This window comes from Lederbergia panacisoli, assembly GCF_024626525.1.
GTDB classification, from domain to species: Bacteria; Bacillota; Bacilli; order Bacillales; family Bacillaceae_C; genus Lederbergia; species Lederbergia panacisoli.
The window spans coordinates 136,648-148,857 of record NZ_JANJGU010000004.1 but is presented as its reverse complement, the minus strand read 5'-3'; the positions used below and the strand labels follow the sequence as shown (position 1 = coordinate 148,857).

Sequence of the window (12,210 nt, the reverse complement as noted above, 5' to 3'; positions counted from 1 at the left end):
AATGACGAAGGTCTCGTTAGATCTTCATATAAATGGGGAGATAAGGGCAATCTCTGCCCGGTATGCCGACACATTGCTGCATGTACTAAGGGAATATTGCGGTTTGACAGGAGCAAAAAAAGGGTGTGAAAACGGAGACTGTGGGGCATGTACAGTCTTAATCGACGGCATCCCCATAAATAGTTGCTTAATGCTAGCTATGGAAGGATTTAACAAAGAAATTACAACAATTGAAGGTCTTGAAAATACTTCAATACAGCAAGCTTTTATAGATCATTGGGCATTTCAGTGCGGTTTTTGCACACCTGGCTTTATTTTGAATTGCCAAGCTCTGACTACCCATCATCCCGATGCGGACGATGCCGTTATTGATTATTGGCTTAAATCCAACCTATGTCGTTGCACAAGCTATCAAGAAATTAGAAACGCAGTAAAAGCTGTGTTGAACATGGATAAAAAACAGTAAATGTATGAAGACTATAGAATAAAACAAAAAGGGGCCTTACTAGCATGAATAACCAAGATCAAAGCTACAAAGAGCAGCAAATACAGCAACAACAGCAGGAAACTATGCAAAATCAAGTACAAATGGAGCAGCAGTTCCAAAAACAAAAGAAACAAGCCCTCCAAGCAATGCAGCAAGCAGAGCAAACAATCCAACAAAATTCATCCATGGTCGATATGCAGTCCCTACAACAAGCACAGCAGCAACTTCAACAAGCTACCGGCCAGCTAAACCAAATGCAAGGACTAGCCGCAACACAATCAACAACCGCCGAACAACAACAACTCCAACAAGTTCAACAACAAATCGAACAAGCAGCCCAAACCCTGCAACTCATCCAATCCCTAAACAGCGGAAACAATAGCTTTAAAAAAGGATGAATGTAAATTGTTTGGAAATTGTTTGAGTGCCTGGCACTCAAACAATTCTCAAACAATTCTCAAACAATTCTTAAATAACTTTTCCATTTTGTTTTTTGCTTTCTTGTATTGCTGCTTTTATGGCGGCTTTGATTTCTGCGTAGCCTGTGCATCTGCAAAGGTTGGATTGCATCCATTCTTCTATGGTGGCGTCGTCAGGGTCGGGATGGTTGTTGATAAGTCCTTGGCAATTCATGATGAAACCAGGTGTGCAGAATCCACATTGGATGGCCCAGTTTTCGACAAAGGCTTTTTGGATTGGTGAATCTATTAGGCCTTCGATGGTTGTAATCATTTTGTCAGTATTCTCGATTGATAAGGTAAGACAGGAATGCATTGGTTCGTCGTTTACTAAAACGGTGCATGCTCCACAATCTCCATTTTCACAAGCCCGCTTTGCCCCGCTTAAACCAAGTTCATTTCGCAGTGTATGTAATAATGTATCCCCTGAACGAATGACCGTGTCGCGAATTTCTCCATTAATATGAAGTTGGGCGATTGCTTTCGATGTTCCTTCCATCATTTTTTCAACTCCAATGTTTCCAAAGTTTCTATCAGGGCATTTCTAAAAACAAATTCACGATACTCGGCCGATGCTTGAATATCACCAATAATTGGACTAGGAAGCTTGTTAATGGCTTGCTCAACTTTATCAGCTTCGGAAAGAGATGAATCATTCAATAACATCTCGATTTCTTCAGAACGAAATGGATATTCACAAACTCCACTAAAGGCTGCCCGAATTCGATGATCCTTCACCATAGCAGCCAACGATACAACTGGATAGCCTACTTGTGAAAACTTTGTCTTTTTTAACGTAAAGAATGGTAGATCCGTATATGATGTATCAATATATATTTGCACAAGAAATTGTTCTTTTTCCAATTGGAAGTTCATATTAAAAATATCATTTAATGGCTGTACCTCTTCCCCATTTTTCCCGGCAATTTTTACATTCGCATCGGATAATAAAAGTGGAAGTATACCTTCCTTATAAATGAGATGACTATTCATATTTCCACCAATGGTAATTTTGTTTCTCGACGTGTGGTCTGCGATACCCTTCACTTTTTCACCTAATAACGGAAAAATATTCGAATCGGAAATCATGTTCAGTGTAACAGAGGATCCAATAATCAATTGATCATCCTTTTGCTCCAATACATGGCAATCGGGTATGCCTTTTATATCAATGACAGCGTCCGCATATATTGTTTGAGTGCGGGCAAATGTAATAAATTCTGTTCCCCCGGAATAATAAATAACCTTTTTATTTTTTCCGCTGACCGTTTCAAATATTTGAAGTGCCTCTTCAACAGTTGACGGTTTGTAATAGTCAAAGTCGAATGGAATCATGTAGCATGCTCCTTCTTTACTTTCCAAATATATTCCGGATGGAGAGGTAACTGTGACAGTTCCACTTCTGCAGCTGCTGAAAGACTATTCGCGAGAGCACCTGCCATACCTATGACTCCATATTCTCCAATTCCACGGGCTCCAAACGGACCATCAGCAGAAGGTGTTTCGATAAAATCAACTATATATTCAGCAGGCTGTTCGCCAAACCGCAACATTTGGTATGTTCGTAATTGAGGATTTTGGACAAGTCCTTGACCATCAAAAATATATCCTTCACTACTCGCAAAACTAAGGCCTAAATACATTCCGCCCCTCATTTGTTGAGCAGCTGTAGCTGGATTAATAATCGTCCCACCGTCCAAAACCGTAACTGCTTTTAACACTTTATACGTATAGTCATTTTTACTCCACTCCACCTCCACTGCTTGTGCACCTACAGACCACCATGGACCCGGTTTTCCAAAGCCTGTTTCCTTATCCATTGGCGTCAATCTTCTTTGAATATGCTTTCCAGTTCCAATGACCTGACCTTCAATAGCATGACCATTCGGGTACGTATATCCTAATGCTATATCTTTAATATTGACCCCGTACTCCGGATTTGGCTTCAAATAAACTCTTCCCCCACCTACATCCAGATCCTCTATAGAACATTGCATAGCAATAGAAGCTGTTTTTTTTAATTGAGCGATGGCATGGTCCGCGGCAGATATGACAGCCCTTCCAGCAAGGAAGGTTGTACTGCTTGCCACTGTACGCCACTGATGTGGATCATATTGTGTATTAAGCTCCATCGTCACATGAACTTTATCGATTTCCGTTCCTAGTTTTTCCGCAAGAATTTGTGCAAGTATCGTCTTAGTTCCTTGACCGAGTTCAATTGCAGCACAATTTAAATTCACGCTTCCATCTGCCTCAAATGTTAAAATGACTGCCGATTGAGCATTGGTTGCGGTCGTTGATGTTTTCCAAAATGAAGAGATACCCTTTGCTCGAATCTTCCCCGATTCCGTTTCAATTCGCTCTCCTTTATCCCATTCAATTAATTCTTTCGCGCGGTCGATGCATTTTTCAGCATCACCAATGTTATCGGCAGTTATAACTGCTTGAGTAGGAGATGTGTGGCCTGGTTTTATTGTATTTTGCTTTCTTAGCTGAATCGGACAAATATTTAGTTCTCTTGCTAGCATGTCCATCGTTCGTTCAACCGCAAAAGTGAGTTCAGGATGGCCATATCCTCTATACGAAGTCCCAAATGGATGATTTGTGTACATACAATAGGAATCACACCAAACATTTGGTATATGATAAGGACCTGTACAATCAAGCGCTGCAGCTCTCGTGATCCCTGCCGCTTGGTCTGTATAGGCGCCTGAATCAATCAAGTATGTATATTGACCTGCCACAAGCATCCCATCTTGAGTGGCTCCAAGCTTTACTGTTGCATCAAAGCCGATATGACAAGGAGCAGTGATCATATCTTCTTCCCTTTCATAGTCCAACTTTACAAGCTTGCCTCCGACCGATTTAGATGCAAGATAAGCAAGGGGTTCAAGCTGGACAGTCCCTTTCCCGCCAAATGCACCACCAACCATTGGCGCATGAACTATAATGTTTCCCACTTCAATATTGAAAAATTGATTCAATACTTTTTTAATAGTATAAGGCGATTGTGTTGTTGAATGGACGATCACTTTGCCTGCTGGGTTGATTTCAACCCTTGCACCCCGTGTTTCAAGTGCTGCATGGTCAGAAAGATTGAATGAAAAGTTTTTAGTAATTTTCACGTCACAACTATCCCATGCGGAAATAAAGTCGCCTTTCCTAATTTTTATATGGCTGCCTATATTCGTCCCTTGCACCGGGTACACATTGCTTATTATTTTCTGATATTGGCCTGAGTTTTCATGGACAAGCGGCGAGTCCTTTTGAAATGCTTGTTGGACTGAGTTCACAACAGGAAGCGGTTCATACTCTATTTTCACCTTTCCAGCCGCCTGTTTTGCTTGATATTCTTGATCCGCAACGACAATGGCTAATGGTTCGCCATGATAGCGGACTTTTTCAAACGCCAATGGAGGACGATCAGCTAAAATAGGTCCGATATGAAATGGAAAAACTTTACCAGTCACTATAGCACGAACACCCGGAACCTTCCAGGCCTCTTTTGTATCTATTGAAATAATTTTGGCATGTGCATGTGTACTCGTTACAAGCTTCGCATGTAAAAGCCCCGGCATTGAATAGTCCCCTAAATATCGAACTGTCCCCGCTGCTTTTTCAACCGCATCAATTCGTTGCACTGCCTTGCCGATATTCATATGCATTCGTCAGCCCTCCATTTTACCTCGTTACAATGATCATCGTATTTTCGTCGATTTCATATGCAGATGCATCCAAGATTCTTTCAAGACTCATACTTACTTTTTGCAAAGCGTCTGCATCTTTTACTATAAAAAATGGGGAACCCCCGCCATTAATAGTGCCTTGTTCTGTCACTACAACTGCCACAATCGAAGCTCCTTGCTCATCTGCCATATTTCACACTCCTTATTTTCTTTTTCCCTTATCCCCTTCGCTTGGAAGACGGATTGCACTATCAAGAACTGGAACATGCTCTAAAACGGTTTTAATTTGTTTAAAATCTTTTTCCTGAGGCATGATAAACAGCCCAAGCCTGCCATCGTCCATATTTCGCTTGGAGAGTGGGATAAAACTTGGTTCGCCTGAATCAAGATAACACCCTAGTACATTGGCTACATGATGCAGCATTGCTTGACGTTGTCCAAGATGCGATAATGTGACAATGCTATTTTCATTTTTAGGAGTAACGATGACTCCAACCGCTCTCTCCATAATGATTTTCCTATTAACTTTAAGCCCTACATTTTTAATATGGATATCTCCAACATATAAATTGGCTCCCTCAAAGCGAATTTCCCCTTCTGAAATGTCGGCAATCGCATTTAATAAAGTTCCGGACATATTGAACTTCACGATGAAAAGCATGGCAATTCCGCCTAGAATTCCAATCCATATATTAAAAACAGTTAATAAAGTTGTAATAAGAGCTGTAAACATCACTAAATAGTTCCGGCTTTCAAAAGCTTGAGCCATTCCTTCAATAAATGGTGTACCGCGCTTGACCAATTCACTGAGGTCCACCTGTTCAAGTGTATCTCTTTCCATCTTCCGAACCTCACGGAATTGAGTAGCGGCTAGTCCAAGAAAGGTAACTGCTGTCCAATTAGATTCAAGTACAGAAGGAACAGCAACTGCGCCAATAAAGGCAGCAATAAATCCAAATGATAAGTGAATAAACCTTCCTTGTGGATATGAAGGATATTGCCGAAAATCAGTACGTAATAAAACAAACCGGGAAATCGTGCCAAAAGCAACCCCAATCACAACCGATACTAAATAATTCATACTCCGACCCCTTAACTCTAATAATAGTTAGTATGGTAACCAATATTGGTAAATAATATGTTATGAGGATAGATTGGATGGGGAAAATATGAAGTAAAAAGAGTTCATGGAGGGGAAAAGCTATGGAGTATTTACATGACATACTCGACTCTTTATTTAACGACCGCGAGCACGCAGCCGTACTGGCTCAAATTATCAATATTGATGGTTCCTCTTATCGAAAAGAAGGAGCATGGATGCTTTTAAAAAAAGATGGTTCAAAAATTGGCGTGATTAGTGGGGGTTGTCTCGAAAGCGATTTGAAACATCGTGCAGAGCAGCTTTTTTCAACTGGTGGAGCGGAAATATTAAAGTATGATTTAAGCTCAGAGGACGATTTAGGCTGGGGCATCGGGGCAGGATGCAATGGGGTTGTAACGATATTATTGCGGGATGTTAATGATGGACTCCGTAAATCTCTTATGTTAATAAAAGAACAATTAAATAAAATGGAACCCATTCTTTATTTCCAATCATTGAAACACCTAGATCAAATATTATTTTTTAATACTAATGAGATACCTATAAAGTTTAAAAAAATTTTACAGAATATAAAGCTATTTTCTGAACAAGCTCGCCTCGAAACAATAGAAAACGAGCCTTTTTTCTTTCAAGTTATTTGGCCGAAACCGAATCTTTATATTATCGGAGCTGGTGAGGATGTACGTCCACTCGCCCATTTAGCGGCTGATACAGGATATTCAGTTCATATTGTAGATTGGCGTGAAGCATATTGTTCGGAAGACTTCTTTCCCTTTGCTGCATCACTCCTTATAGGTGAGCCTGACCAATTATTAAATGATATTTCATTTAGTAAGCTAGATTCGGTTATTATCATGACACACGACTTTCAGCGGGATCGCAAGGTATTACAACATATAAAAGAATTACAACTTTTTTATATTGGAATACTAGGCTCGAAAAAAAGAACAGAAAGATTAGTGGGTGGAGAAATTCCACATTGGCTTCATTCACCTATTGGTTTAAAAATAGGTGCTGAGGGACCAAAAGAAATTGCGATTAGCATCGTAGCAGAGTTGATTGATTCGCGGAGGAAGGTTATATGAAAATTGCAGGAATCTACCTTGCTGCGGGGAAAAGTTCCCGTATGGGAAAGAATAAATTGGCACTCCCACTTGGGAATGCTCCCCTTGGAGCGGTAGCCCTCGAGTCAGCTTTACAATCTTCCTTGGAAAAAATGTATATCATTACAAATTCATCTCAGAAATCGGTTTGGCTAGAATCCCTAATGAACCATGAAAAAGTCTCCATCCTTACGTGCCCTTTAGCATACCTAGGTCAATCAGAATCAATCAAGTGCGGCATTCGAAGAGCACAGGCCGAGGAATTTAATGCCGTTATGGTGTTACTTGCAGACCAACCATACATATCAATAAAAATAATTGAGGATATGATCCTTTATTTGGAAAATAATCCATCACTGCAATTTGTCGCAGCATCTAATCATGATATCATTAAGCCGCCGGTATTATTTTCGGCTTCAATGTATCCCGCTCTCTTACAGCTTCAAGGAGATAGTGGAGCTAAAGCTCTTTTACAAGCAAATGCAGGGAAAGGAAAAGTATTATCTTTTTCTAGTGCAAAGGCTTTTCTAGATATTGACACGAAGGATGATTATAATAGGCTTTTGAAAAATTGAGTTGAGGTTTGGAATTAATTAAAAAAGTAAAGATATAATAAAGGCTATCACTAAGAAAAAGCGGAGACGCCTCGCTCATAGGCTGCTTGCGCTGGACAGCAAAAGCCTAAATATAAAATACCAGACTGAAAAAAACTTATACTTTATTTAAACAATACAATGGGCTTACTTTGGGAGGAGAACAGCATGCAAAGAATTTCCAATGTTTTTTGGATTTCTGTCGTTTTACTTATGATTGCTGTCTTATTTGGAGTTATCGCGCCGAATCATTTTGAAAGCGCCACCTCTAACGTTGAGGCTTTTATTACCTCTCGTTTCGGATGGTATTATTTAATACTTGTTAGTGTCATTGTCATATTTTGTATATTTCTTATCTTTAGTCCAGTTGGAGCAATTAGATTAGGGAAAACGGATGAAAAACCGGAATATTCTAGACCATCGTGGTTTGCCATGCTTTTCAGTGCAGGGATGGGAATTGGCCTTGTATTTTGGGGGGCAGCTGAGCCCATTTCTCACTTTGCTGTATCCCCGCCATTGGCAGATCCAGGAACGGATCAAGCCTTAAAAGATTCAATGAGATTTACCTTTTTCCATTGGGGAATTCACGCATGGGCCATTTATGCTCTTGTGGGTCTATGTCTTGCCTATTTCAATTTTCGCAAGGACGAGCCTGGGCTTATAAGCGCGGCGCTTAGCCCCATTTTAGGTAAATATTCTAAAGGAAAAATAGCTGTTTTAATTGATATTATCGCAGTGACCGCAACCGTGATTGGAGTAGCCACAACATTAGGGTTCGGTGCCGCACAAATTAACGGCGGTCTTGCCTATCTCTTCGGCATTCCCAATACATTTTTCGTTCAAGTAATCATTATCATCGTTGTTACCATCTTATTTATAGCATCTGCATGGTCGGGTTTGAGTAAAGGAATAAAATATTTAAGTAATACTAATATGTTTTTAGCTGCTCTTCTAGTCGTACTTGTTTTTATCGTTGGCCCAGGATTGTTTATTTTAAATTTATTTACAGATACGCTGGGTGGGTACTTTCAAAATCTTATTTCCATGAGTTTTAGAATTGCACCCTTAAAACCGGAAAATCGTGAATGGATCAATGATTGGACTATTTTCTATTGGGCTTGGTGGATATCCTGGTCGCCTTTCGTAGGAATCTTCATCGCTCGCGTCTCTAAAGGACGAACCATACGGGAATTTTTAATTGGCGTATTGCTCCTTCCTTCCATCGTCAGTTTTATGTGGTTTGCTGTATTTGGAACGACAGCCATAAACGTGCAACAAATAGGAAATATAGATTTAACGAAATTTCCGACAGAAACAGTATTGTTTGCGGTATTTAGTGAATTGCCTTTCACATCACTTCTTTCAATCGTTGCAATCATATTGATTGGCATCTTTTTTATCACTTCCGCGGATTCAGCCACCTTTGTCCTCGGAATGCAAACAACCTATGGTTCTTTAACACCCCCAAATAGGGTGAAATTGACTTGGGGATTTATACTGGCTGCAATGGCTGCCATTCTTTTGTACAGTGGCGGACTGCAAGCATTACAGAATGCACTTATTATTGCAGCATTACCCTTTTCCTTTATCATGATTCTCATGATGTTCTCCCTATATAAATCGTTGGCCCGTGAAAAGAAAGAATTAGGTTTGGGCATTCGACCAAAGGAAATAAGAAAAAGGCATTAATCATTCCATAGCATGATAAAATAAAAATTTCCCGGCAGTCGCCCCTTACGGATCCGCCGGGAAATACTTATTTTATTTCTTTATACTCTCCACCATAAAACAATAAAGGGTCGCCATCTTGGATTCGCAGGTCCGTTACTTCTGCTATATAAAGCGTATGATCTCCTGCAATTACTGAATTTTGAACCGTGCATGTCATATTGACCAATGAATCTTTTATAACGTCCATGCCATTAAAAATATCGAAGCCTATCGTTCTTTCTTCTTTTATTTGACCGGCAAAGTATGCGGACAAGTCTTCCTGATGATTATTTAATATACTTATAGCAAAATTGCTGGATTCTTTTAGCAATTGATTCATTTGCGCTTTTTCTCCGATTGAAATGAGTATAAGCTTTGGATCTAGTGAAACGGACACAAAGGCATTTGCAGTCATTCCATGAACAATTCCATTAACTTTGGTCGTAATGACGGTTACACCTGTAGCAAATCTCCCCATTGCCGTTCTAAAAAGACGGTCATCCATTAAAACTACTCCTTTTTACTTTGAAATCTTTATTACTATTCTACCAAAGAAATGATGTATATGCTCAGTAAAGACTTCAGAAGAATGAAAACGCACTATTTGTGGATATATACCACCTAGTGCGTTTTCATGTCTATGCATCCATTTCTAAAAAAATTCTTTCTTGTACGACTTCTTCTTTTTTCGCTTCAATAAACAGAATTTGGTGTCCATCCAATTCTTTTACAGTAAACTGGAATCCATCTGAGTAAATACATTCCCCTTCAGATATATCAAAGTTTTTTGATAAAACCCAGCCACCAAGTGTATCAACTTCTTCATCTGATAATTCTGTTCCAAGCAAGTCATTGACTTCATGGACAAGAACCTTACCGCTAAATGAAAAGTGGTCCTCATCAATTTTAGTAATTTCCGCTATTTCATCTGTATCGAATTCATCGCGAATCTCACCAACAATTTCTTCGATAATATCTTCAACGGTTACAAGACCACTAGTTCCGCCGTACTCATCCAATAAAACAGCCATATGTGTGCGTTCCTGTTGCATTTTTACTAATAAATCATGGATTGGAATGGCATCAATAACGAGAATAACCGGCTTTAAAAATTGAGTGATCTTCATTTTAGATTCAGGTCCAGTATTTTTAATTTGGGCCATTAAAATATCTTTTATGTTAATAATTCCAACGATGTTATCCTTATCTCCTTCATATACTGGATAGCGAGTGAGCTTTTCCTTTTTAATCACTTTCATCCACTCATGAATATCATCTTCAGTCGATAAAGAAATCATTTCTGTACGCGGAACCATAATCTCTTTAGCAATACGATTATCGAACTTAAAAATATTATTGACATAAGTCAATTCAGTCTGATTGATTTCCCCACTTTTATAGCTGTCAGACAAAATGATACGAAGCTCCTCTTCCGTATGGGATTCTTCATGTTCCTTTACTGGCTGGAGACCAAACATTTTCACCATTAAACGGGCAGAGCCATTCAATAGCCAAATAAACGGAAACATGATTTTATAAAACCAAGTAATAGGTCTCGCGAAAAGCAAGGTAATCATTTCAGCTTTTTGAATCGCAACTGTCTTAGGTGCAAGTTCACCTACCACAACGTGTAAAAAGGTAATGACAGAAAACGAGATTACCACTGAAATAATCTTCGAAGCGGAAGCACCAATTTGCCATTTATCCAAGATAGGTTTTAGTATACTCATGATCGCTGGTTCACCTAACCAACCTATCCCTAATGCCGTGATCGTAATCCCAAGCTGGCAAGCTGATAAATACTCATCCATATGTGTCGTCACATGCTTTGCTGCTTTTGCCCCTGGCTTTCCTTCCTCAAGAAGCTGATCGATACGAGAACTTCTAATCTTAACAATCGCAAATTCTGTAGCTACGAAAAAAGCGGTTAAAACAATCAAAACTCCAATTAAAATTAAACTGACTATGTCCAAATGGTTCACCTTTCAATGAAAGGTGTACACCTCCTGTATTTTTAAATTGTCCACCTAACCTATGCATAGATAGACTAATATAAAGTAAATTATACTATTTAACTTATAAAGTGTATATTTTAAATTTATGTTAATTTTTTTAAAAGAAGAATGACCTTTTCTTTTTATCTGAAAAACTGTAAACTTATGAAATGTAGTGAAAGTGAGGTTTGAATGATGACAGTATGGGATATTATCGTGGCATTAATACTCGGTTTAGTAGAAGGCCTAACTGAATTTGCTCCTGTTTCTTCGACAGGACATATGATCATTGTTGACGATATGCTATTGAAATCAGCGGAAATACTTGGTTCCCCCGAAGTAGCTAACACATTTAAAGTGGTAATTCAGCTTGGTTCCATTATGGCAGTGGTCATTGTTTTTTGGTCCCGTCTTTGGAGTTTGGTAGGAATTAACGTTGGCGGGGCAATGGAAAAGTCACCATCTGAATCACGACTAAAACTGACACATGTTATTGTTGGGCTTTTACCTGCTATTGTACTCGGTTTTGCTTTTGAAGATTTCATTGATACGTATTTGTTTAGAATTGAAACGGTATTACTTGCGCTTATAGCTGGTTCTTTTCTAATGATTCTAGCTGACTGGAAATCAAAACAAACTAAAAATTATGAAGGTGCTTCATTAGATGAAATTACCTATAAGCAAGCATTTTTAATTGGCTTGTTTCAATGTATTGCTTTATGGCCGGGCTTCTCTCGTTCGGGTGCAACTATTTCGGGTGGGGTTCTTATGGGGCTAAGGCACCGTGCTGCAGCCGACTTCACATTCATAATGGCCGTACCGATTATGTTTGGAGCAAGTGCCGTGTCACTTGTTAAAAAACTCGACTTTATGACTGCCGATGTCATTCCATTTTTTATTGTTGGTTTTGTTAGTGCATTTGTGTTTGCTTGGATTTCAATCCGCTTTTTCTTAAGCCTAATCAGCCGGATTAAATTATTGCCATTTGCAATTTATCGGATTGTACTAGCTATTGTTTTGGGGATCGTTTATTTTAGTGTGATTTAACAAGAAAAGCTCCAGCGCCTGTTCAGGATA

General features: G+C 39.2%; 13 protein-coding genes. 6 read left to right on the top strand and 7 right to left on the bottom strand.

All coding sequences use genetic code 11. The features are described from left to right. Position 1 precedes the first annotated feature (1 nt). Complete coding sequence (locus NQ185_RS08010; RefSeq protein ID WP_257581121.1) at positions 2-466, top strand: (2Fe-2S)-binding protein; 465 nt, start codon at positions 2-4, stop codon at positions 464-466. Between the two features lie 44 nt (positions 467-510). After that, the gene (locus NQ185_RS08005) at positions 511-885 is read left to right on the top strand and encodes a hypothetical protein (RefSeq protein ID WP_257581120.1); all 375 of its coding nucleotides are present in this window, start codon (positions 511-513) and stop codon (positions 883-885) included. Positions 886-955: 70 nt separating this feature from the next. On the opposite strand, the gene NQ185_RS08000 is transcribed toward NQ185_RS08005, so the two are convergent. The 5 genes from NQ185_RS08000 to NQ185_RS07980 are packed head-to-tail and all read right to left on the bottom strand — an operon-like array spanning position 956 to position 5,712. Further along, positions 956-1,444, bottom strand: coding sequence for a (2Fe-2S)-binding protein (locus tag NQ185_RS08000; RefSeq protein ID WP_257581300.1), 489 nt, complete (start codon positions 1,442-1,444; stop codon positions 956-958). Then, the gene (locus NQ185_RS07995; protein ID WP_257581119.1) at positions 1,444-2,280 is read right to left on the bottom strand and encodes an FAD binding domain-containing protein; all 837 of its coding nucleotides are present in this window, start codon (positions 2,278-2,280) and stop codon (positions 1,444-1,446) included. The genes NQ185_RS08000 and NQ185_RS07995 overlap by 1 nt, the downstream gene beginning before the upstream one ends. After that, complete coding sequence (locus NQ185_RS07990; RefSeq protein WP_257581299.1) at positions 2,277-4,604, bottom strand: xanthine dehydrogenase family protein molybdopterin-binding subunit; 2,328 nt, start codon at positions 4,602-4,604, stop codon at positions 2,277-2,279. The genes NQ185_RS07995 and NQ185_RS07990 overlap by 4 nt, the downstream gene beginning before the upstream one ends. A gap of 22 nt (positions 4,605-4,626) precedes the next feature. Beyond that, the gene (locus NQ185_RS07985) at positions 4,627-4,821 is read right to left on the bottom strand and encodes a capping complex subunit for YIEGIA (RefSeq protein WP_257581118.1); all 195 of its coding nucleotides are present in this window, start codon (positions 4,819-4,821) and stop codon (positions 4,627-4,629) included. A 12-nt stretch (positions 4,822-4,833) separates the two neighbouring features. Continuing rightward, the gene (locus NQ185_RS07980) at positions 4,834-5,712 is read right to left on the bottom strand and encodes a YIEGIA family protein (protein WP_257581117.1); all 879 of its coding nucleotides are present in this window, start codon (positions 5,710-5,712) and stop codon (positions 4,834-4,836) included. A gap of 122 nt (positions 5,713-5,834) precedes the next feature. Between NQ185_RS07980 and NQ185_RS07975 the strand changes: the two genes are divergently transcribed. The 3 genes from NQ185_RS07975 (at position 5,835) to NQ185_RS07965 (ending at position 9,118) form a co-directional block, all read left to right on the top strand. Continuing rightward, on the top strand, positions 5,835-6,818 hold the full coding sequence (locus tag NQ185_RS07975; protein WP_257581116.1) for an XdhC family protein: 984 nt from the start codon (positions 5,835-5,837) through the stop codon (positions 6,816-6,818). Next, on the top strand, positions 6,815-7,411 hold the full coding sequence (locus NQ185_RS07970; protein WP_257581115.1) for a nucleotidyltransferase family protein: 597 nt from the start codon (positions 6,815-6,817) through the stop codon (positions 7,409-7,411). The genes NQ185_RS07975 and NQ185_RS07970 overlap by 4 nt, the downstream gene beginning before the upstream one ends. Positions 7,412-7,597: 186 nt before the next feature. Next, a complete protein-coding gene (locus NQ185_RS07965) occupies positions 7,598-9,118 on the top strand; it encodes a glycine betaine uptake BCCT transporter (RefSeq protein WP_257581114.1) in 1,521 nt (506 codons plus the stop codon). A 67-nt stretch (positions 9,119-9,185) separates the two neighbouring features. Here NQ185_RS07965 and NQ185_RS07960 read toward each other — a convergent pair whose 3' ends face one another. Beyond that, positions 9,186-9,644: a flavin reductase family protein gene (locus NQ185_RS07960; RefSeq protein WP_257581113.1), complete on the bottom strand. Its 459-nt coding sequence runs from the start codon at positions 9,642-9,644 to the stop codon at positions 9,186-9,188. A gap of 133 nt (positions 9,645-9,777) precedes the next feature. Then, the gene (locus NQ185_RS07955; RefSeq protein WP_257581112.1) at positions 9,778-11,112 is read right to left on the bottom strand and encodes a hemolysin family protein; all 1,335 of its coding nucleotides are present in this window, start codon (positions 11,110-11,112) and stop codon (positions 9,778-9,780) included. Between the two features lie 216 nt (positions 11,113-11,328). Between NQ185_RS07955 and NQ185_RS07950 the strand changes: the two genes are divergently transcribed. Beyond that, positions 11,329-12,180 carry an undecaprenyl-diphosphate phosphatase gene (locus NQ185_RS07950; RefSeq protein ID WP_257581111.1) on the top strand — a complete coding sequence of 284 codons (852 nt, stop codon included), beginning with the start codon at positions 11,329-11,331 and terminating at the stop codon, positions 12,178-12,180. The last annotated feature ends 30 nt before the right edge of the window (positions 12,181-12,210 follow it).